At 71.3% G+C, this 19465-nt stretch carries 16 protein-coding genes and 1 pseudogene; 1 reads left to right on the top strand and 16 read right to left on the bottom strand.

Annotation, left to right across the window (positions count from 1 at the left end):
- The first annotated feature begins 22 nt into the window (after positions 1 to 22).
- Positions 23 to 898, top strand: coding sequence for a universal stress protein (locus tag AB0C46_RS12505; RefSeq protein ID WP_362827778.1), 876 nt, complete (start codon positions 23 to 25; stop codon positions 896 to 898).
- A gap of 18 nt (positions 899 to 916) precedes the next feature.
- Here AB0C46_RS12505 and ppk2 read toward each other — a convergent pair whose 3' ends face one another.
- From ppk2 to AB0C46_RS12585, 16 genes and pseudogenes are all read right to left on the bottom strand, one after another.
- Positions 917 to 1738, bottom strand: coding sequence for a polyphosphate kinase 2 (gene ppk2, locus AB0C46_RS12510; protein WP_362827779.1), 822 nt, complete (start codon positions 1736 to 1738; stop codon positions 917 to 919).
- Between the two features lie 41 nt (positions 1739 to 1779).
- Positions 1780 to 3126, bottom strand: coding sequence for a nicotinate phosphoribosyltransferase (locus AB0C46_RS12515; protein WP_362827780.1), 1347 nt, complete (start codon positions 3124 to 3126; stop codon positions 1780 to 1782).
- Positions 3127 to 3188: 62 nt separating this feature from the next.
- Positions 3189 to 3488 (bottom strand): dsRBD fold-containing protein, encoded by a 300-nt coding sequence (locus AB0C46_RS12520; protein ID WP_362827781.1) that lies wholly within the window; start codon positions 3486 to 3488, stop codon positions 3189 to 3191.
- Between the two features lie 189 nt (positions 3489 to 3677).
- Entirely contained in the window at positions 3678 to 4547 is an 870-nt protein-coding gene (locus AB0C46_RS12525) for a universal stress protein (RefSeq protein WP_362827782.1), read from the bottom strand.
- A gap of 114 nt (positions 4548 to 4661) precedes the next feature.
- Positions 4662 to 5186, bottom strand: a pseudogene (locus AB0C46_RS12530) (permease); the annotation flags it as partial.
- A 47-nt stretch (positions 5187 to 5233) separates the two neighbouring features.
- Positions 5234 to 6394 carry a sugar ABC transporter permease gene (locus AB0C46_RS12535; RefSeq protein ID WP_362827915.1) on the bottom strand — a complete coding sequence of 387 codons (1161 nt, stop codon included), beginning with the start codon at positions 6392 to 6394 and terminating at the stop codon, positions 5234 to 5236.
- 104 nt (positions 6395 to 6498) lie between these two features.
- Positions 6499 to 7308: an ATP-binding cassette domain-containing protein gene (locus AB0C46_RS12540; protein WP_362827783.1), complete on the bottom strand. Its 810-nt coding sequence runs from the start codon at positions 7306 to 7308 to the stop codon at positions 6499 to 6501.
- Between the two features lie 11 nt (positions 7309 to 7319).
- Entirely contained in the window at positions 7320 to 8420 is a 1101-nt protein-coding gene (locus AB0C46_RS12545) for a substrate-binding domain-containing protein (RefSeq protein WP_362827784.1), read from the bottom strand.
- A 1-nt stretch (position 8421) separates the two neighbouring features.
- On the bottom strand, positions 8422 to 10827 hold the full coding sequence (locus tag AB0C46_RS12550; protein WP_362827916.1) for a SpoIIE family protein phosphatase: 2406 nt from the start codon (positions 10825 to 10827) through the stop codon (positions 8422 to 8424).
- 1525 nt (positions 10828 to 12352) lie between these two features.
- Entirely contained in the window at positions 12353 to 12517 is a 165-nt protein-coding gene (locus AB0C46_RS12555; protein ID WP_362827785.1) for a hypothetical protein, read from the bottom strand.
- A gap of 119 nt (positions 12518 to 12636) precedes the next feature.
- Positions 12637 to 14301 carry a BBE domain-containing protein gene (locus AB0C46_RS12560; protein WP_362827786.1) on the bottom strand — a complete coding sequence of 555 codons (1665 nt, stop codon included), beginning with the start codon at positions 14299 to 14301 and terminating at the stop codon, positions 12637 to 12639.
- Between the two features lie 162 nt (positions 14302 to 14463).
- Complete coding sequence (locus AB0C46_RS12565) at positions 14464 to 15492, bottom strand: zinc-dependent alcohol dehydrogenase family protein (protein ID WP_362827787.1); 1029 nt, start codon at positions 15490 to 15492, stop codon at positions 14464 to 14466.
- Between the two features lie 115 nt (positions 15493 to 15607).
- Positions 15608 to 15883, bottom strand: a complete 276-nt coding sequence (locus AB0C46_RS12570; RefSeq protein ID WP_362827788.1) for a hypothetical protein — start codon at positions 15881 to 15883, stop codon at positions 15608 to 15610.
- Between the two features lie 100 nt (positions 15884 to 15983).
- Complete coding sequence (locus AB0C46_RS12575; RefSeq protein ID WP_362827789.1) at positions 15984 to 16424, bottom strand: hypothetical protein; 441 nt, start codon at positions 16422 to 16424, stop codon at positions 15984 to 15986.
- 173 nt (positions 16425 to 16597) lie between these two features.
- Positions 16598 to 17587 carry a hypothetical protein gene (locus AB0C46_RS12580; protein ID WP_362827790.1) on the bottom strand — a complete coding sequence of 330 codons (990 nt, stop codon included), beginning with the start codon at positions 17585 to 17587 and terminating at the stop codon, positions 16598 to 16600.
- A gap of 134 nt (positions 17588 to 17721) precedes the next feature.
- Positions 17722 to 19182 carry an amino acid permease gene (locus tag AB0C46_RS12585; RefSeq protein WP_362827791.1) on the bottom strand — a complete coding sequence of 487 codons (1461 nt, stop codon included), beginning with the start codon at positions 19180 to 19182 and terminating at the stop codon, positions 17722 to 17724.
- Between the last annotated feature and the right edge of the window lie 283 nt (positions 19183 to 19465).

Below are 19465 nucleotides of genomic sequence, written 5' to 3' on the forward strand. Positions count from 1 at the left end.
TGTGAGGAAGGACGTGGGGGCGATGGAACATCCGCTGGTCGTGGGGACCGATGGATCGGATTCCGCCTTCCGGGCGCTCGACTGGGCAGCGGACGAGGCGGCGCGCCACGGCCTTCCGCTGCGGGTCGTCTACGCCTCCCGCTGGGAGCGCTACGAGGGCGCGGTGCCGGCGGAGGGCGCGGAACGCCCCAGCGAGCAGGTACTCGCGGAGTCCGTCGTCGCATCCGCCGCGGAACTCGTCCGCCGTCGGCACGCGGACGTCAAGGTCTCGGGGGAGGTGCTCGCCGCCGACGCGATCACCGCCCTGCTGAACGAGGGGCTCCATGCGACGGCGCTGATTCTGGGGTCACGGGGACGCGGCGAGATCGCCGGTCTGCTGCTGGGGTCGGTCAGCCTGGCGGTGGCGGCCCGCGCCCGGTGCCCGGTGATCGTGGTGCGTGGCGACGTGGCCGGACTGGCGGGCACACATGAGCGCATCCTCCTCGGCGTCGCCGACCCGGCCAAGGAAACGACGGCCGTCCGCTTCGCCTTCCGCGAGGCCGAGGCCCGCCACTGCACGCTTGAGGCGGTATGCGCCTGGCCCCTCCCGGTACGGGATGCGACCGAGGCCCCGCTGCTCGCCGCGGACGCCCGGCGCTACCACGAGAAGCAGGCCTCGGCGCTGCTGGACGAGGCGCTGGACGAGGTGTCCGGTGCGCATCCGGCGGTGCGGGTGCGGCGGGTCACGGTCGAGGGGCCGGCCCACAAGGTCCTGGTGCACCGCACCGCCGCCGCGGATCTGCTGGTGACCGGAGCACTGCACCGCCAGGGCCACTTCGGTCTCCAGCTCGGACGGGTGGCGCACACCGCGCTCTGCCATGCCACCTGCCCCGTGGCGGTGGTGCCGCAGCATGTCTGACACGGCGCCGCCCCGCCGTCACCGCGCCAGCCCGGCCGCATGGTCGGGAACGTAGGTCTGCAGATCCCGGGGCGGCCGCTGATAGCCGGTGGCCGGTGGCCGCGGCGGGAGTTCGAGCGCCGGCGGCGCGATGTCGCGATAGGGCACCGTCGACAGCAGATGGGCGATCATGTTCAGCCGGGCCCGGCGTTTGTCGTCGCTCTCGACGACGTACCACGGTGACTCCGCGATGTCCGTGTGGACGAACATGTCGTCCTTGGCCCGTGAGTACTCCTCCCAGCGGGTCACCGAATCGAGGTCCATGGGGGAGAGCTTCCAGCGCCGCGTCGGGTCCTCCAGCCGGCGCCGGAAGCGCTGCTCCTGTATCTCGTCACTCACCGAGAACCAGTATTTGCGCAGCAGGATCCCGTCCTCCACCAGCATCCGCTCGAAGACCGGGCACTGCCGCAGAAACCGCTGGTGCTCCGCCGGTGTGCAGAATCCCATGACCCGCTCGACCCCGGCCCGGTTGTACCAACTGCGGTCGAACAGCACCATCTCGCCCGCCGCGGGAAGGTGCTCCGTATAGCGCTGGAAGTACCACTGGGTGCGCTCCCGCTCGGTGGGCCGGGGCAGCGCCACGATCCGCGCCACCCGGGGGTTGAGGTACTGGGTGACGCGTTTGATCGTGCTGCCCTTGCCGGCCGCGTCGCGTCCCTCGAAGACCACCACCAGCCGGGCGCCCTCGGCCCGCACCCACTCCTGGAGCTTCACCAGCTCGGTCTGCAGCCGGTACAGCTCCGGCTCGTACACCGACCGCGGCAGCTTCCCGGGGCCGCTACCGCCCTGTTTCTCCGCCATACGACGACGGTACGGAGAAATGCCCCGCCGGGCCTCTTGGCTCAGGCGTGCGAGCCGAACGGGGCCAGGACCTCGCGCTCGATCCGCAGCCGGACACGGCTGGTCAGGGCGGCGAGCCGCTTCGACACCCTGGGCCGCACCTCGTGCGGCGACCGGATGTACCGGGCGGTCGCGGGCAGCTCCGCGACATCCGCCACGACCCGCAGCCGGGCGTCCGCCGGCCGGTCACGCGGTGTACTGCGCACGCCCCCGCGCATCAGCGTCTCCAGCAGCGGCGTGCTGCCCGCCGGGAGCGGCTCGTCGGCCAGACCGAGCACATCGAGGCACCCGGGCCGGCGGAAGACCTGCTTGCGCCCCGGCGCGGTCATCTTCGCCGACGACAGCTTCATCACGGGCCGGCCGTCGTAGGCGACGAGCTTGTACGCCGAGTCCAGGGAGGGGGCGTCGGCGATCACGCCGACGCGGGTGCCCACGGCGTAGACGTCGATCGGTGCTCTCGCGCGTGCCAGGTCGTGCACGGCGAATTCGTCCAGTCCTCCGCTGGCGACGATCCGCACCTGCGGCAGCCCCGCGTTGTCCAGGATCGATCGGGCCCGAACGGCCAGTTCCGCCAGGTCACCGCTGTCCAGACGGATGGCCGACCCGTCACCGCGGCCCAGCCCGTTGAGCACCCGGGCCGCCGCCGCGACACCCGACTCGGTGTCGTAGGTGTCCACCAGAAAAGTCACCGGCCCGGGGTGGCAGAGCGCGAACGCGGTGAAGGCCGCCTCCTCGTCCTCGAACGCCTCGATGTACGAGTGCGCCATCGTGCCGACGGCCGTCAGATCCTCGGCGTGCGCCGCCGCCACATTGCTGGTGCCCGCGAAACCGGTCATGGCACCGAGCCGGGCCACCTGCCGGGCGGCGGCGGTGCCATGGGTGCGCCGCAGCGAGAAGTCCACAACGGAGCGGCCCCGCGCGGCGAGCACACAGCGGATGCACTTGGAGGCGAGGGCCGTCTGATGGGTGAGGTGGTTCAGCACGAAGGACTCCACCAGCTGTGCCTGCGGCAGCGGAGCGGTGATCTCCAGCAGCGGCTCACCCGCCAGTACCACCCGCCCCTCCGGCACCGCCCGGACCTCGCCGGTGAAGCGCATGCCCAGGAGCGGGGACAGATCCCGCGCCGGCCGTTGCAACGCCTCGGCGAACACCTCGACATCCTCATGTCCGACCGCGAAGCCGGCGAGGCAATCGAGGACGGTTTCGGCCCCCGCGGCGATCAGGAACCCCCGTTCCGGCGGCAGCGCCCGCACAAAGCAGCTGAAGGTCGCCGGTTGCGTCATGCCCTCGTGGAGATACGAGAGGGCCATGGTGACTTCGTACAGGTCGGTGGTCGTCGCATCCGACATGGCCGACTCCTTCCGCGGACGGCCGGGCCACCGGCCGGCTGTGGCCGCCGCCCGCACCGGGCTCACGCCATGGCGTCCGTCCAGCCGTAGGCGACGCGATGCTCACGCCGGGGCGGCGCGGCACCGACACCTTCGAGGTCGTGGTCGGCCACCCGCAGCAGCTGCCCGGCGAGATCCCGTACCGCACGCCCGGCGGCGATCTCGTCGCCGATCTCCGGTACGTCCCGGTCCTCGGGGCTGCACCGGGCCGTGCCGTGCCCGGTGAGGGTGGTGGTTCCGGTACGGAGCACCACGCGCGCCTTGGTCGTGCCGTCCTCCTCGAAGAGGTACAGACGGACGGGCCACTCGACTGTCTTTGCCATGGCTTGCCTCCGCTTTCCTTACCGGGGGCTGCCGTCGGAGGCCGCGGCAGGGGCCGCGACCGGGGCCGCCTCGCCGTCGGCAGCTGATCCCGCTGGATGAGCCCTCACCGTCATCATCCGCCTTCTGCCGGGGCGCGTCCTGGCGCGGCCGGTGGGCCGTCACGGACCGTGGCACCCGCTGCCGCGCGGTCACTCGTGGGGCACCACGGCCACCGGACACGGAGCGTGGTGGACGACCGCCTGCACGACATGGCCGATCCGGGCCCCCGGCAACCGGTGCCGGCGCCGGCGGCCGACGATGAGCAGTCCCGCGTCCGTGGCACTGTGCAGCAGTGCCGGCGCCGGACTCTCCATCACCACCCGGTCGTCCACCCGGACGTCCGGGTGCTTCTCCCGCCAGGGCTGCAGGGCGGCGGCCAGCTCCTGCCGCGCGTCCTGCGCCGCCTCCTCGGCGGCGATCGGCTCCACACCGCCCCCGCGGTTGTACGCGTACGCGGGCAGATGCCTGCCGTGGACGGCACGCAGGGTGACACCCCGCCGGGCGGCGCTGTCGAAGGCGAAGGCGAGCAGCGACTCGCACGGTCCGTGGAGGCCCAGCCCCACCATCAGCTCGCCGTCGCCCTCGTTCGCCGTGGTCTCCTGGCGGGCGCGTACCAGGACGGTGGGGGCGGCGGTGTGCGCCACCAGCTGCAATCCGAGCTCACCGAGGGCATAGCGGGACACCGGGCCCAGGTCCCGTGAGCCGAGCACCAGCAGATCCGACTGCCCCGCGGCGTCCTGCAGGGCCTCCATAGGCTCCTTGGGCACCAGGACCTCGTCCACCGGAAGGTCCGGGAAGCGTGTCCGGACCGCCGTCACGGCCTCCTCCATCATCTGGTGGGGCCAGTAGTTCTGGTCCTGTCCGGCAGCGGGACGGGGTGTCGGCTCCGGCGCGAGCAGCACCCAGGCATGCAGCAGCCGCAGGCGGGCACGCCGCAGTTGCGCTTCCTCGGCCGCCCACAGGACCGCGGACAAGGACTCGGGCGTACCGTCCACACCGGCGGTGATGACATTGTTCATGGCCGCACTCCGTTCCTGGCGCGTTCGGCGCGTGCGCGCCCACACCTCAAGGGTGCTCGACCTCGTCCGCTCCGGCATGAGCCACTCGGCCCCATCCCGCCCGGCACCGGTCAGTCAGCCCGGCCCGCGCCCGGCGCCGTTCCGCGCGGTGGAGGGCTCAGGGCCGCCTGGCGGGGCGCCGCCCCTCATGCGGAGCATGGTCCGGCCCCCGGTGCTCAGGAACCGGTGGACCAGTGCGGCGGCCAGGAGGAGGAAGGCGATGTTGAGCCAGGTGGTGTAGTTCCAGGAGACGCCTGACATGGGGATCGTCGCGGGGGCCTGAGGGGGAATCAGCCCCAGGCCGCCGAAGCCGAGTTCGACGGCGTAGCCCGCCACGACGATGGCCGCGTAGAAGGTGACCAGCACGAACAGGGCCATCCTGGTGCCGTAGTACTTCCGGTAGATGTGCAGGATCAGCAGGTCGGAGAAGAGGAAGGCGACCACCCCGCCGAAGCTGATGCCGCCCTTCCACAGGACCACCGCCAGCGGCACATTGCCGACGGAGCAGACGAACGACGCGATCGCCACCAGCGGTCCGATCAGCAGGCCCCACACGCTTGCGGCCAGCGGGTGCCCGTCGAAGAAGAAGGCGCGCCAGAAGGTCCGTGCGGTACCGCAGCCCAAACGCCCGCCGTCGCGGCGGTGCGTCAGACCCGCCCGTGCGCCCGCTGTGCCCGCCGCGACAGCGAGTCGATGACCACGGCGATGAGCAGCACTCCGCCCGTGATCATGAACTGCACGGCCGTCTGGATGCCCATGAGGGCCACCCCGGAGGCGATCGACTGGATCACCAGGACACCGAGCAGGGCCGACCAGGTCCGGCCCCGTCCGCCGAACAGACTGGTGCCGCCGATGACCGCCGCGGCGATGACGTCCATCAGCAGCAGGCCGGCCCCCGAGGTCTGACTGGCCGAGGTGACGCGCGAGGCCAGGAACAGACCGCCGATCGCCGCCATCGTTCCGGACATCATGAAGACCGAGATGCGGACCAGGTCCACATTGAGGCCGGTGCGGCGGGATGCCTCGACGCTGCCGCCGAGCGCGAAGATCATGCGTCCGTAGCGCGTGCGGCGCAGCACAAAGTCGAGACCGACCAGCATCACCAGGAAGATCAACAGGGCCAGGGGGAGCCCCAGGAACTGGTTGAGGACGAACGCCGAGGCCATGGCGATCGCCGCCAGCACACCCGTGCGCAGGAGGATCTCGCTCAGCGGCCGGGCAGGCACCCCGGCGGCCCGGCGCCGCCGCGCGTCATGGTACGAAGCGAGGAAGTACCCGGCGGTGCCCAGCGCCGCCAGGCCGTAGGCGGCGGCCACATTGTGGAAGTAGTAGCCGGTCAGCATCGCGAGCAGGCCCTTGTCGTCGATGTTGATCGTGCCGTTGGCGCCCAGGATGTACAGCATCAGGCCGTTCCAGCCCAGCAGACCCGCAAGGGTGACCACGAACGCCGGGACCCCGACCTTGGCCAGGAAGAACCCCTGAAAGGCGCCGATCGCCGTGCCGCCGAGCACCGCGATCAGCAGCGCGAGCCCCTCCGGCATGCCGTGGTTCACGTTCAGCACCGCGAAGACGGCCGCGGCCAGGCCGCTCACCGAGCCGACCGAGAGATCGATCTCGCCCAGCAGCAGCACGAAGACGATGCCCACCGAGATCATGCCGATCCCGACGATGTCCACGCTCAGGTTGGACAGGTTGCGCGGCGAGAGGAAGTTCTCGTTGAGGCTCTCGAAGATGATCCACACCACGATCAGGCCGAGGGCGACCGGGACCGAGCCGAGCTCGCCGCTGTGGAACCTGCGCTTGAGCATCTCCAGGGGGTTCTGCGCGCCGAACTCGGGGGCGAGCCGGCGCCGGTCGGCAGCGGTCACCGATCCGCCGGCTGCCTTGTTCTTCCTGAGCGCCCAGGTCCGGCTCATGGCTCCACATCCCACTCCGGCGCCTTGCGGCGGGTCACGGCGTTGTCCGTGGCTCCGGTGATCGAGGAGATGATCTGCTCGTGGGACGTGGTCGTCACATCGAAGAAGCCGTTGTTCCGGCCGAGCCGCAGTACGGCGATCCAGTCCGCGACCGCCTTGATGTCCCCCATGTTGTGGCTGATGAGAAGCACCCCGTGACCGCGTTCCCGCAGCTGGTCGACGAGGTCGAGGACCTGGGCGGTCTGTTCGATGCCCAGGGACGCGGTGGGCTCGTCGAGGAGCACGAGCCGGGGTTCGCCGAGGAGCGAGCGGGAGATCGCGACGGTCTGGCGCTGGCCGCCGGAGAGCGAGGCGACCGGGAGGCGGACGTCGGGCATCCGGATGGCCAGCATGTCCAGCAGGTCCAGGGTGAGGCGCTCCATCTCCACCTCGTCGAGGACGCCCGCCCGGTGCATCTCGCGGCCGAGGAAGAGATTGCCGACCACGTCGAGGTTGTCGCACAGCGCGAGGTCCTGGTAGACGGTGGCGATTCCCAGGTCCTGGGCATCGTGGGGGCGGGTGATGTGGACGGGCCGCCCCTCCCACTCGATCACGCCCTCATCGGCGGGGTCGACCCCGGCGATCACCCTGATCAGCGTGGACTTGCCGGCGCCGTTGTCACCCACGAGAGCGACGACCTGACCGGCACGTATCTCCAGTTCGACATCGGCCAGGGCCTGGACGGCGCCGTACCGCTTGAAGACGCCGCGCAGCGCCAGCAGCGGCGGTGCGCGCCTCGGGCGCCGGAGGGTTGCGCCGGACTCCATGGATACCTGCCTTACCTGATGAGCCCCGCCTTCTCGCAGGCGGACTCGAACTTGGGGGTGCAGATCTGATCGATCGTGTACATACCGTCCTTGACGACGGTGTTCTTGATGTTGTGCACGTTCACGGAGACCGGGGTGAGCAGCACGGCCGGGATGCCTCGGTGGGTGGGGCTGTTGACCGTGTGCGTCGTGATGCCCTTGAGCTTCTCGCCGCGCCCCAGCGCGACGGCCATGGCGGCGGCGGTGCCGGCCTCGGGCGCGAAGGGCTTATAGACGGTCATGATCTGATCGCCCTTGACGAGGCGTTGGATGGCGGCGAGTTCGGCGTCCTGACCGGTGATGGGCGGCAGCGGAGCGACCTTGGCGGCCTGCAGGGCGGAGATGACCCCGGCGGCGAGTCCGTCATTGGCGGAGTAGACGCCGTCGATGTTCTCCGCGCCGAGGGCCGAGAGGGCGGCGGACATATTGCGATTGGCGTTCTCCGGTCGCCAGTCGCCGGTCTCGTAGGCCTTCCCGATCTTCACCCTGCCCTTGAGCACGGCGAGCGCGCCCTGTTTGAACCAGGCGGAGTTGGGGTCCGTCGAAGCGCCGTTCATCATGACGATCTGGGCGTCACGCGCCTTGGGGCCGAGCGCCTTGAGCAGCGCCTCGCCCTGCAGCCTGCCGACCGTCGCGCCGTTGAAGGAGACATAGGCGGAGACCGGTCCCTCGACGAGGCGGTCGTAGGCGACGATCGGGATCCCGGCCCGCCGCGCGCTCTCGACCGACGAGCGGAGCGACTTGGAATCGACGGCGTCCAGGATCAGCACCTGCACCCGCTTGGTGATCATCGCGTCCATCTGCTGCTGCTGGGTGGCCACATCGTGCTGCGCACTGACGGTCTCCACCGTGCACTCGGGGCACAGCTGCCGGATCTTCTTCTCGATCAGGGGCTTGTCGAAGTGGTAGAGACGCGAGGTGTTGTCCGGGAGCAGCACACCGATCTTCGGGGCGCCGTCGGAGGCGGACCCGTTCGACTCCCGTGCTCCGCCGGCCTCTCCGCAGGCGGCCGGGCCGGCCACCAGGCACAACCCGGCCAGGACGGCAGCGGCGCCACGCAGACGAGCACGCACCTCAGCGCACCCCCTCACCGTTGTGCCGGCCGTCCGTGGCGGCCGGCACCTCCGCCGCGCCGAGCCGCTCGCCCGGCTCCAGGGTGATCTCGCTCCACACCTGCTTGCCGCCGCTCAGCGGCACCGAGCCCCAGGAGGCCGACATCGCTTCGACGAGCAGCAGACCACGGCCACCGGTCGACTCCCAGTCCACGCTCGTCGGCTTGACGGGTGCGCGCGGCGAAGCATCGTTCACCGCGACCCGCAGCCGGTCCGCAGCCAGCGTCAGATCCAGCCGCACCTCCCCCTGGGTATGGGCGATGGCGTTGGTGACCAGCTCGGACACCACCAGCAGGGCCACGTCCAGCTCCTCCGTGACCCCCCAGGAACGCAGGGTGCGCCCGGTGAAGCGGCGGGCGTGCATGACGGCGTCCGGCAGCCGCCACACGGTCCAGCGCACCCGGGTCGGGCGGACCCGCATCCCGTCGTAGCGCAGCACCAGCAGCGCCACATCGTCGTCGCGCCGCTTCGCGCCCCCGAGCAGTTCATCGGCGAGCTGACCGGCATCGGCCGGATCGGCCGCGGCGAGCGCCGCCCGGACCCGGCGGATGCCGTCCTCCAGGGGGAGCGTGGCCGACTCCGCCAGGCCGTCCGTGAGCAGGGCGAGCACGGTGCCGGGGGCCAGTCCCACTTCGGTCAGCGGGAACTCACCGTCCGCGGCCACGCCCAGCGGAGGACCGCCCTCGACCGGCAGTTCCTCGGTGGTGCCGTCGGGCAGCCGCAGCAGCGGCGGCAGATGCCCGGCCCGGACGAACCAGGCGATGCCCTCCTCCATGTCCAGGTCCACATAGCAGCAGGTGGCGAACAGATCGGTCTCCATGCCGAGGAGCAGCCGGTTGGCATGGGCGATCACCACATCGGGCGGGTGGCCCTCCACCGCGTAGGCCCTGATGGCCGTGCGCATCTGCCCCATGATCGTGGCGGCGCCGGCGCTGTGCCCCTCCACATCGCCGATGACGAGCGCGACGTGGCCGTCGGAGAGCGGAATGACGTCGTACCAGTCGCCGCCCACTTCGAGCCCCATCGTGGCGGGCAGATAGCGGGCGACGGCCACCCCTCCGGGCAGCGACGGCAGCTTGCGGGGCAGCAGACTGCGCTGGAGCATCGTGGCGAGCTCGTGCCCGGCGTCCAGCGCATGGGCGCGGACCAGGGCCTGCCCCACCAGTCCCGCGGTCGCGGTCAGCAAGGACCGCTCCTCCGGCCCGAAGTGGTGCTCCTCGTCCCATCCGATCAGGCACACCCCGACGATCCGGCCGTCGGCCGGCAGCGGCAGCACGGCGAGCCCACCGGGCCCGATGCCCGCGAGGTCGGGTTCGAGGGCCGCTCCCGGCGGCCACATGGCGACATGCCCGGCGCGCAGCACGCTCTCCAGCGTGGGCAGCGAATGGCAGGCCGCGTCAGGCCACTCGGACCGCCATTCGGACCGCCACGCAGCGGGCCAGGCACCGGGCTCCGGGGGGTCGAGGACGGACACCACGAACCGGTCGGCCTCCAGCTCGGCCACCGCCAGCCGCTCGGCCCCCAGCGGCGCCCGCAGCGCGGAGACCACCACCCGGCTGACGTCCCGGATCGTCGTGGCGCCGGCCAGCGAGGCGGACAGCCGCTGCACGATGGAGACCTCGTCGGCACTGGGACGCAGATACGAGGCGTCGGCGACCACCCCCAGCATCCGCTCCGGGGTGCCGGCGGCGTCGACGAGCACCCGGCTGCGCAGGCTCAGCCAGCGCAGCTCCCCGTTGGGCCGGCGGATCCGGATCGACAGCTGCTGGCCGGCCGCGGGCAGCCCGCCCGGCTCCACGATCGACATCAGCGCCGGCACGTCGTCCGGTACGGTCCGCGCCAGCAGCGTCTCCACCCGCCGGTCGAACTCCTCCGGAGCGATGCCGAACAGCTCCAGCACCTGCGCGTCCGCGTCCATCCGTCCGGTGCGCAGCACCAGCGTGAAGGCGCCGCCCCGGAGGGTGTCCAGCCCCGGGCCCAGCAGCGACCGCCGCTCGGTCCGCGCCATGACCCGGGCGGCGACGGCCTCCAGCCCCGCGGCGACCTGGTCGGCGTGCAGCTCCAGAAGGTGGCGACGGTCCGCGTCGAAGGCGTCGGTGGCCTTGTCCATGACCACCAGGCACCCGAGCCGCCGGCCGCTCGCGCCCAGCGGCAGCACGCCCAGTGAGACATCGGCCGGGGGCTTCCCGGCACCGTCCCAGGGATCCGTGCCGGGGCAGTCCGGGGAACCGGTCAGGTCGTACTCCGCGAGCTCCGCCGGGCTCAGCCACAGGGGGACGCCACTACGGAAGGCCGCGGCGACCGGAGAGTTGCCGGACAGCAGGTAGCTCGTCGGCAATCCGTAGGGGACGCCGGAGCCTCCGAGCATCTCGGCCAGCTGAAGAACGCCGTCCCCTTCGGCCGGCACGTAGACGGCGGTCAGCTCAGCCCCGGTAGACCCAAGGACTCGTGCGGTCACTGCCTGCACCGCCTCCGTACGCCGGAAGCCGTCGTCATAAGCCACGGTCGCCGTATCCGCCCTCGGGGGCCAGGGCGTCCACCCCGCCACCGCCTCATCGGATATGTCGTGAATTACCGTCTTCTCTCCATGGTGCGGCACACAGTGAGCCGGGAGCGAGTCGGCGCCGGGGTCACGGTGTGTGACCGGGGAAGTCCTCCGCCAGCAGCGCGGCGAGGTCGAGGACGCGTCCTGCGTACGGGACCGCAGCCGGGCGAGATCGATGTCGCGCCGGCTGTCGAGGTGGTAATCGAAGGGGATGAAGACCATCCCGCCCGGATGGCTGCGGAAGTGCTCGGCGAAATCGTCACGCCGGACCGGCCGGTCCGGTCCGGGAAGGCCGGTGACCGCCAGCACGGCGCGCTCCGCCAGCGCCGGGTGGCCGCGCTGCGCGAGACGGGTCAGCAGTGCCTGTGTCTGCCCGATGCCGCGCTCGGTCATCCGGGACACGACGACCAGACGGTGCGTCATCGACAGGACGGGGTCGGTGACGCTCTCCGTCCGCAGAGGGGCCCAGTCCGCGAGGACGACGGAGAAGTGCCGGCTCAGCAGCTCCATCAGCCGGCGGTACTCCTCCTCGTACACCGGAACCGGCGTGGTGCGGCCCAGGCCGTGCGTGAGCGCACGCAGCCCTGACGGGCCGTCCAGGGTGTGACCCAGCAGCGCCTCGTAGCTGTCGACCGCGGGCAGCGTACGGAGCAGCTCGTGGCGCAGGCCGGCGGAGCCGCCGAGGTTCAGCCGGCCGGCCAGCTCGCCGACCGCGTGGCCGGCGTCGAGCGCCAGCACCCGCCCACCGCGCGCGGCGGCCAGCAGCGCCCCCAGGGCGATCGTGACGGTGCTCCGGCCGACCTCGCCGTCCACGCCGACGACGGTCGCCCGGTAGCTGACCCGCAGGCGGGCCCGGACCACTTCCAGCTTCCACTGCTGCTCCGGCCCCATCCACCGCCGTCCCAGCCGGGCCACCGGACCGCCGCCCCGCAGTGGCCGGTCCGCCGCGTCGACCGGCGCCGCGGAGCCGTGGTCGAGCGGGATCTGCGGGCCCGGGCGGAACGAGAAGCGGGCGGCGCTCCCGGTGCCGGCCGCGCCGCCGGCATCGGCGCCGCCCGTCCGCAGTTCCGTCACCATCGGCGCGTAACGGGCGAAGGCCTCGGCGACCTCACCCGCGGTCGGGCGGCGGCCCGGGTCCTCGGACAGGCACGCCGTGACGATCTCGCGCAACGGCCGCCAGGTCCACGGCGCTGCAGGAACGACCTGAGCAGGTCCTCGTACGGCAGGGGCCCGGGGGCGCCGCACCGGGAGCCGCCGAACCTCCGCCAGGGCGGGGCCTGCGGCAGGGTGACCCGGCGCTGGGTGCCGTCTCCCTGGAACAGCCGCCAGCCGGCGGTGGGTTCGGGGTTCATAGGGGCTCCGTGGGTTCGGAAAGGTGGAGTTCGGGCAGTGCCCGGTCGGGGTCGGCCCAGGCGAGGACGGGCCTGCCCGGGTGGTCGGCGGGACGGTGCAGGGTCTTGGCGCGGTAGGAACGGACCTGCTCGGGCAGCGCACGGGCCGGAGCGGCCGACACCTGCGGTGCCGATCAGCGGTGCTCACGGCAGCGGAACGGACGGATCATCCCCGCCGGCTCCGGCTCCGGCTCCGGCTCCGGCTCCGGCTCCGGCTCCGACCGCGACCCCGGCGGCGCGGTCAGCTGGTGTACGGCTGGACGGACTGGGCGTGGCGGAACACATTGCGCGGGTCCCAGTGCTCCTTGACCGCCTGCAGGCGCGCATAGTTCTCGCCGTAGTACAGGCGGTGCGAGCGCTGGCCGGAACGATTCCACTCGGGGTCGTCGAGGTCGACGTCGGGGTAGTTGATATAGCACCCGTCGGTCACCGGGTCCGGCTGCCCGCCTGCCGGGGTGCCGGTCGGCGCCAGGATCGGCACCCCACCGGTGTCCTGGTAGACGTCGCGGTAGAACTCGCGGATCCAGCGCAGATGCGGCGCCGCGATCGAGGGGTCGGCATCGGCGTCGTGATGGTCGGCGACACCGTCGTCGTTGGCGTCCCGCTGCACACTCCAGTACGTCTGGTACTGCAGCTTGAGCACCGAACTGCGTTGGTAGACCGCGGTGTCGCTGCTGTCGGGAAGGTTGATCGCGCCGCCGTACGAGTCGACCTGGAGCAGCGCCTGGGGGTTCTGATAGTCGTCACACGACAAGTAGCGGTAAATGGCGTCGAGTTGAGGTTCGGTGAAACCACGCCGCATGTACGCCGACTTGTACTTGCCGCACTGATTGTCGCCGGAGCCGTTGAGCGTCTGGGTGGCGGTGAGCCACGGCAGCCGGGTCGGTACCTCCAGGCCGCCCATGGGCGCGTGTTCACCCATCCGCCGGTCCAGTGGTGTGGGCTCGACGCCCAGATCCTGGGTGATCCACTCGAGGAAGGCGTTCAGCCGCTCCACGCTGTCCGGCCTGGTGGCATCGAGCTGGGCGATCAGACCGATCTTGCCGTTGGCACGCTGATTCAGCTTCAGCAGGGTGAACATGTCGCTGTAGTCGCAGCGGAGGGATGCCGGGAGTTCCGTGGTGTTCTCGTACTCGAAGAACAGCCCGTAATTGCGCACCAGTGACTTCAGGCGTTCGGGGTCGTCCTCCAGTTCCTCCCACGGCCAGGCCACGGCCTGCAGCAGGACCTGGGACGGGGGCTCGGGCAGTCCCTTGAACCAATACCGGGTGACCACGCCGAAGTTCCCGCCGCCCCCGCCGGTGTGGGCCCACCACAGGTCCCGCAGCTCCGGTTCGGGCGAGTCGCGTCGGGCGATCACGACCTCCGCATGCTGTCCGTCGCGGACGACGACGACCTCCACCGCGTAGAGGTAGTCGACGGTCAGCCCGTGCTGCCGGGACAGCAGCCCGTAACCTCCGCCGGCCACATGGCCGCCGGCGCCCACGGAGTAACAGGAGCCGCCGGGCAGGGCCACCCCGAACGGCCCGTAGAGGTGGGTGGCGACATGCCAGTTGTTCGCCCCCGATTCCACGCAGTACGCGCCCATCTTCTGGTCCAGGTAGGCCCGGTCCAGCTGCCCGAGGTCGACGATCACGCCCACATCGTCGCCGCAGACGAAGTTCTCGTAACAGTGGCCGCCCGACCGGACCGTGAGCCGCCGGTGGAGATCCCCGTCGGAACGGTGGCTCGCCAGATACTTGTTGACCGCGGCGACGACCTCACTTGTCGAGCTGACCACCGACACATAGTCAGGTGTCGCGATGAAGCGCTGGTTGAACCCTCTCCGCAGGGCCTCGTAGCGGGCGTCGCCCCGGCCCACTTCGATCCCGCACTCGGCTGCGGCCTGGATCTGATTGACGGTCATGTGGCGCCCCTCGTCCTCACACGCGAACTGACAGCATTGCGTTACCGATGACTACTATCCGTGACGATGGCGGGCGGTGCGAGTACCCGAAAGGGGTCAGCTCGTAGAGCGGAGTTGACCCCGCATGACGTGCTCATTGCCAGACGGTCGCCGTGCGTCGGATCAGCCGGGGGTCAGCACGGCGGCCCCGTGAACCCGGTCGGCGGCCAGGTCCGCGAGCGCCTCCGGGGCGCGGCTCAACGGGTAGGGGCTGACGGTGACCTGGATGCCGATCCGCGCCGCGGTCGCCAGGAACTCGCGGCCGTCCTCCCGGGTGTTGGAGGTCACGCTGCACAGATTCCGCTCGTAGAAAAGATGGCGTTGGTAGACGAGCGGTGGGATGTCGGTGAGGTGGATCCCGGCGACGGCGAGGGTGCCGGAGCGGTCCAGTGCCTGCAGCGCCACCGGCACCAGGTCGCCCACCGGCGCGAAGAGAATTGCCGAGTCCAGCGGTTCGGGCGGCCGGTCGTAGGCGCCGCCGGCCGAGGACGCGCCCAGTTCCAGGGCGAGTTCACGGGCCTGCGCGGACCGGGTCAGCACATGCACGGTGGCCCCTTCGGCCAGTGCGACCTGCGCGGCCAGATGCGCCGAGGCGCCGAAGCCGTAGATCCCGAGCCGGCCGCCGGCGGGCAGCGCACTGCGGCGCAGCGCGCGGTAGCCGATGATCCCGGCGCACAACAGCGGCGCCAGCAGCGTGGCGTCCTGGGTGTCCGGGAGCGGGTAGGCGTAGTCCGCGGGGACGAGGGCGGCTTCGGCGAAGCCGCCGTCGGCGTCCCAGCCGGTGTACACGGAGGCCGGGCAGAGGTTTTCGTGGCCCGCGCGGCAGTAACGGCAGATTCCGCAGGTGCCGCGCAGCCATGCCCCGCCGGCCCGGTCCCCGGTCCGGAACCGCGTCACCGCCTCGCCGGTGGCGGTCACCCGGCCGACGATCTCATGGCCGGGTACGGCCGACGGGCGGTGCGGGGGCAGGTCGCCCTCCGCCAGGTGCAGATCCGTACGGCAGACACCGCAGGCTTCCACCCTGAGCAGCAGGTCATCGGGGCCCGGCTCAGGAGCGGGGCGACGGACCGATACCAGCGGCCCGGAGGCAACCGGGCCAGGATGCCGGACGGCCCAGCCGGACAGTGCGTCCGGGCCTGAAACAGGGGCCATGGCTCCAGGATGGCGCCCACCAGCGAGGCGGACAAACGGTGCGCCGCCGGAGCCTGTCACCGCTCGACGGGGTTCGCCGCGCGCCGCCGCCCGGACAGCGAAACCGGGGCCCGCCTCAGCCGAAGAGCGTGGTCAGCTTCTGCCTCAGCCTGGCGAGCGGATGCCTCCGGGCGGCGGGAGCGGGAGCGGAAGCAGGGGAGGGAGCGGGGGAGGGGGAGGGGATGCCGACGGTGTCCGGCGGCTCGACCGGCGGCGGTTCCGGGTTGCTCGGGTGCTGCGCCGGAGCCTGGTCCGCGGGGTTCTTCGCGGGGGCCTTCGCGGGCTTCGTCCGGGTGCGTGCGGCCTCGGCGCGGACAAGCGCGCCAAGAGCGGCAAAGACGTCGATGGGCATGCCGAATCTCCTGCGGTGGTGGTCCCGAAAGCTGATGACGGCAGGCCGCATTCGCCCCGGGGCCCCGATGCGGGGAGGGGGCGCACACGGCCGGGCCGGCTCAGCAGCGCAGGATGGCCACGCGCTGCGGTGATGCGGGGGCGGCGGCCGTGACGACAGCCGTGGACGAGGCGCTCCCCGACGCGGTGATGGTCTCCTCCAGGAGGGAGTCCCCGAGCGCCTTACCACCGGCCCCCGTGGGGACCTGATGGCGGAGATGGCAGGCCGATGCGTCGCACTTGCGCCGGACGCCGCTGCCCGGATGATGTCCGCCGCCCTCGGTGGACGCCAGCACCGGCCCCGCCGGGAGGCAGGGCCGTTCGGCCGGGACGGACACGGCGGGAGGGGCGGTGCGGGGAGGGCAGCCGCCGGCATCGGGCATCGGTAGTTCGGGGGAGTCGGTGCTGAGCGCGGCGTGCAGCAGGGCCAGTAACGCGAGCAACACCAGCACGCGCCAGCCGCCAGATGCCGCGGAGCGGCCGGTGCTGACGGTGTTGCGCATGCGAATCTCCCAACCCTCTTCCAGGAGGGGATCCCCTGGAAGAGGTCAGGGCACGCCAGATACGCCGCAAGGGGCGACAAAACCACCCGTTCCGGCTACCTGTTCGCACGCGTGCGCCGCCCTTCGCACGCCTGCCCGCTACGGGCGTGGTGGGTTGTGGGCCGGTGCTGCCTTCAGCGCCGTCGGCTCGAACGCCCCGTGGACCCGCTGTCGGGGTCATCGGTCGCATAGCGGCCGTGGAAGTGTGAGTACCGCTCCAGTGCGTCGCCGTCCAGGCTCCACGGCCAGGGCGTCGCCACCCCTCCGGTGGCGCGCAGTACGGCGCCGGCCTCGGCCGTCCGGCCGGCTTTGAGCAGGGCGTAGGCCAGCAGGTTGAGATCGGCGAGGGCCGCTGCGTGGGTGAGGAACCCCGGGCCCGGCCAGTAGCGCGCCGCATGGTCGAGCGCCTTGGCGGCGTCGGGGCGCCGCCAGATCTCCCCGGCGCCGAGAGCCATCAGACTGCCGCCGGAAAGTGCTCGCTGGTGGCTGCCGATGAGCGCGGTGAGCTCCAGACCGGCGGCGGGGGCATGGGGCGGCATGGCGGAGCGGACACCGTCGAGCAGATCCAGGACCAGGGCGCTGGAGCCGCACTCGTCCGGCGAGAGGTACCCCAGAGCCTGCAGATGCGCCTCGCGGTTCCACGGATCGCGGGCCTTGATCTCGCGCCAGATCGCCGACAGTTCCGTGGAGGGGCGCCGCTCCAGGCGGAGTGTGGCCAGGTGCAGGATCCACGGGGTGGGGTCGGCGGGGAGCAGATCGGCCGCGAGCCGGCAGGTCTCCAGGGTGTCGTTCAGATCGACGGCGGCGCCCTGCTGCCGGGCCTGGAGCAGATCCGACCAGGCGTGGAGCAGCAAGGCGTTCTGGTTTTGCGGGTTGTGCTGCCGCCAGATGCCGGGCAGCGACCGTCCCGCGGCACGGGCGAGCACCGCCAGCCGGTGGGCCTTGCGGTCCCAGTCCTGGCCCGCCTCGTTGATCACGTCCCCCATCGAGGCCATCACGGCGGTGTCCAGCGAACCGCGGGACCAGCACGTCTCGACGCGTCGCCGGACCTGTCCCAGCGTGCGGTCGTCGAGCTCGGGGACCAGGCGGGGAAGGCTGCCTTTGCGGCGTCTGAAGACGGGCATGAATTCGGGGGGCCTTCCGGTGGTGGGGTCGTATGTGGAGATGAGAAGGGGCGCTGCCGGGGGCGGCGCCCCAGGCGAGAGTACGGGCAGGGGTATGCATAGGCATACCCCTGCCCGTATGGCAGACCGTTCGGTCAGCTGGAGGTGAGGCTCTCCTTCTCGGCGGTGCCGCGGCCGAGCCGGTCGCGGACGAGGGAGACGCCGACCACCAGAACGGCGAGCAGCACGGACAGCAGGACCTGGATCCGGCCGCCGCCCTCACTGTCGTCGGTGAGCATGTAGACCAGCACGAACGAGATCGACGCGATCGTCGCCCAGGTCAGATACGGGAACAGCCACATCCGGACGATCAGCTTGTCGGGGTTCTCGCGGAGGATGATCCCGCGCATCCGCAGCTGGGAGAAGCAGATGACCAGCCAGACGAAGAGCGCGACCGCGCCCGAGGAGTTCAGCAGGAACTGGAAGACCGTGTCCGGCCACAGGTAGTTGAAGCCGACCGCGATGAAGCCGAAGAGGACCGAGGCCAGGATCGCGGCCTGCGGGACGCCACGCGCGTTCGTCCGGGCGAAGGCCTTCGGGGCGTCGCCGCGCTGTCCGAGGGAGAAGGCCATCCGGGAGGCGGTGTAGAGGCCGGAGTTGAGGCAGGAGAGCACCGCGGTCAGCACGATGACGTTCATGATCTGGCCGGCGTGCGGGATGCCTATGGTGTCGAGGGCCGCGACGTACGAGCCCTTCTTGGCGATCGACGGGTCGTTCCAGGGCAGCAGGGAGACGACCACGAGGATCGAGCCCAGGTAGAAGATGCCGACCCGCCAGATGACGCTCTTGGTGGCCTTGGTGACCGCGCGCTGGGGGTTCTCGGACTCACCGGCGGCGAGGGTGACGATCTCGCTGCCCATGAAGGAGAAGACGACCATCAGCACACCGGTGAGGATCGCGCTGGGCCCGTTCGGCAGGAATCCGTCGTGGGAGGTGAGGTTGGCGAAGCCGGTTGCCGCGTGGTCGGAGCCGGGCAGCACACCGAAGATCGCCAGGCCGCCGATGGCGATGAAGGCCGCGATGGCGACGACCTTGATGCCCGCGAACCAGAACTCGAACTCACCGAACGAGGCGACCGAGGCGAGGTTGGTGGCGGTGAGGACGACCATCACGATCAGCGCCCAGGCCCACTGCGGGACGGCCGGGACCCAGCTGGTGAGGATCGCGGCACCGGCGGTCGCCTCCACGGCGAGCACCACGACCCAGAAGAACCAGTACAGCCAGCCGATCGAGAAACCGGCCCAGCGCCCGAGCGCCCGGTCCGCGTAGGCGGAGAACGAACCGGAGGTCGGGTTGGCGGCCGCCATCTCGCCGAGCATCCGCATCACGAACACGACCAGCGCGCCGACCAGGGCGTACGACAGCAGGATGCCGGGGCCGGCCGCGGTGATGCCGGAGGCGGATCCGACGAAGAGGCCGGCGCCGATGACCCCACCCACGGCGATCATGGACAGATGGCGGTTCTTGAGACCCGACTGCAGACCGGACTGCGGAGCTTGTCCGTTCCCCGGCGATGCAGGTGGAGCGGCCACGGGGCTGGGGGGAGATGTAGTCATCTTCGACATCCATTGAGGGTTGGAGGGGTCATGCACGTGGTGACTGCTGGGATCGCCTCGGTAGCTGGACGCACGAAAGGGCCGGGTGCTGGTGGTGGCGATCATGGCCCTGACGACGTTCGAAGACGCGGCGAGCGAGCCGTGGCCTTCGGATGCGTGCGCGGGTGGGGGAGCGCCGATTGCGCCTCCGCGCTACTGCCCGTCCTCCTCGTGAGAGGTGAGCCGCATCACGTCCGGATTGGGATTTGCGTAAGCGTATGTGGCGGTGCGCGGCGGCGTATTT

The sequence above is a fragment of the Streptomyces sp. NPDC048637 genome, assembly GCF_040650675.1.
Taxonomy (GTDB): domain Bacteria; phylum Actinomycetota; class Actinomycetes; order Streptomycetales; family Streptomycetaceae; genus Streptomyces.

Coding starts and splice junctions, on each gene's coding strand:
- AB0C46_RS12525 (WP_362827782.1), bottom strand. CDS start 4,547: ATGAACAATGTCATCACCGCCGGTGTGGACGGTACGCCCGAGTCCTTG.
- AB0C46_RS12580 (WP_362827790.1), bottom strand. CDS start 17,587: ATGCCCGTCTTCAGACGCCGCAAAGGCAGCCTTCCCCGCCTGGTCCCC.
- ppk2 (WP_362827779.1), bottom strand. CDS start 1,738: ATGGCGGAGAAACAGGGCGGTAGCGGCCCCGGGAAGCTGCCGCGGTCG.
- AB0C46_RS12565 (WP_362827787.1), bottom strand. CDS start 15,492: ATGGCCCCTGTTTCAGGCCCGGACGCACTGTCCGGCTGGGCCGTCCGG.
- AB0C46_RS12585 (WP_362827791.1), bottom strand. CDS start 19,182: ATGACTACATCTCCCCCCAGCCCCGTGGCCGCTCCACCTGCATCGCCG.
- AB0C46_RS12520 (WP_362827781.1), bottom strand. CDS start 3,488: ATGGCAAAGACAGTCGAGTGGCCCGTCCGTCTGTACCTCTTCGAGGAG.
- AB0C46_RS12540 (WP_362827783.1), bottom strand. CDS start 7,308: ATGGAGTCCGGCGCAACCCTCCGGCGCCCGAGGCGCGCACCGCCGCTG.
- AB0C46_RS12550 (WP_362827916.1), bottom strand. CDS start 10,827: ATGCTCGGAGGCTCCGGCGTCCCCTACGGATTGCCGACGAGCTACCTG.
- AB0C46_RS12570 (WP_362827788.1), bottom strand. CDS start 15,883: ATGCCCATCGACGTCTTTGCCGCTCTTGGCGCGCTTGTCCGCGCCGAG.
- AB0C46_RS12515 (WP_362827780.1), bottom strand. CDS start 3,126: ATGTCGGATGCGACGACCACCGACCTGTACGAAGTCACCATGGCCCTC.
- AB0C46_RS12535 (WP_362827915.1), bottom strand. CDS start 6,394: ATGCTCAAGCGCAGGTTCCACAGCGGCGAGCTCGGCTCGGTCCCGGTC.
- AB0C46_RS12560 (WP_362827786.1), bottom strand. CDS start 14,301: ATGACCGTCAATCAGATCCAGGCCGCAGCCGAGTGCGGGATCGAAGTG.
- AB0C46_RS12505 (WP_362827778.1), top strand. CDS start 23: ATGGAACATCCGCTGGTCGTGGGGACCGATGGATCGGATTCCGCCTTC.
- AB0C46_RS12575 (WP_362827789.1), bottom strand. CDS start 16,424: ATGCGCAACACCGTCAGCACCGGCCGCTCCGCGGCATCTGGCGGCTGG.